1 protein-coding gene is annotated in these 1,431 nt (G+C 71.0%); it reads right to left on the bottom strand.

What is annotated here, in order from left to right; all coding sequences use genetic code 11:
* On the bottom strand, positions 1–1,431 hold a 1,431-nt coding region (locus UK23_RS28385), incomplete at both ends, for a non-ribosomal peptide synthetase (RefSeq protein WP_045314722.1).

Below are 1,431 nucleotides of genomic sequence, written 5' to 3'. Positions count from 1 at the left end.
ACGTACACCGCGAGCCCCGCGATCGCCCTGCCGATGGCGCTGCGAGCCCCGCTGACCACGTCCGCGTCCAGCTCCAGAACGGTGGTGTGGACGGTGGTCTCGGTGATGCCGTACATGTTGACCAGCCGCGCCGCGCTGTCCGGCCTCGTCGCGTACCACTCCTGGACGCGCTCGAACGACAGCGCCTCGCCACCGAAGACGATCCAGCGCAGCGGAAGATCACGTCGTCCGGTGCGGATCAGCTCGTAGAACGCGGACGGCGTCTGGTTCAGCACCGTCACCCGTTCCGCGGCCAGCAGGTCGGCGAGGTCCGCCGGCGACCGGGTGACGTCCGCTGGCACCACGACGAGGCGGCCGCCGTGCAGCAACGGGCCCCAGAGCTCCCACACCGAGAAGTCGAATGCGAGCGAGTGCACCATCGCCCAGACGTCGCCGGTGCCGAAGCCGTACAGGTCCTCGGTGCCGCGCATCAGGCTCACGACGTTGCGGTGCGGGACCACCACGCCCTTCGGGCGCCCGGTCGTGCCGGAGGTGAAGATGAGATACGCCGGATTTCCCTGCCGCAGCGGGGAGATCCGCTCGTCGTCGGTGAGGTCGGCGGCAGACCCGTCGGCCACCACGTCCTCGGTGATCACCAGCACGGGTTCGACGTCGTCGAGCATCAGGTCGATCCGCTGCCGCGGCAGCGCCGGGTTGATCGGGAGGTAGGCGGCTCCGGCCTTCACCACCGCCAGCACGGCGACGATCATGGCGGTGGACGGGGGCAGCATCACGCCCACGAACCGTTCCGGCCCGGCACCGCGCTCCACCAGCGTGCGGGCGAGCCGGTTCGCGCGAGCGTTCAGCTCCGCGTAGGTCAGCGAATCGCCGCCGCACGTCACCGCGACCGCGTCCGGGTGCTGCCGGACGCGTGCCTCGAACAACGCGGGCAGGGTGGCGTCCGGAACCGCACGGGCGCCGGGGTTCCAGCCGGTGAGCAGCAGTTCCCGTTCGCCGGCGGTCAGCACCTCGACCTGGTTCGCGCGCAGGCCGGGATCGGAGACCAGCTGCTCCACGACCCGCACGAGCCGTGCGGCGAGCGCCTCTGCCGTGCCGCGGTCGAACAGGTCGGTGGCGTACTCGACCACACCCGTGATCCCGGCGGGCCGGCCGTCGTCGTACTGCTCGCGAAGCTCGAAGTTCAGGTCGAACTTGGCCGACTCCCGCCCCCGCACGGCGTACTCCGCGGCGTGCAGGCCCGGCACGTCGAAGGACACCCCCGAGGTGGCGTCGAAGGACACCATGACCTGGAACAGCGGGTGGCGGGCACGGGATCGGGGCGGATCAAGGATCTCCATCAGCCGCTCGAACGGCAGGTCCTGGTTCTCGAACGCCGCCAGGTCCGCACCGCGCACCCTGGCCAGCAGCTCCTGGAACGTCGGATCGCCCGAC

The organism is Lentzea aerocolonigenes (assembly GCF_000955955.1).
Taxonomy (GTDB): Bacteria; Actinomycetota; Actinomycetes; order Mycobacteriales; family Pseudonocardiaceae; genus Lentzea; species Lentzea aerocolonigenes_A.
Note: the sequence above shows the minus strand (reverse complement) of the source record. Positions and strands in the feature narration are given on the sequence as shown.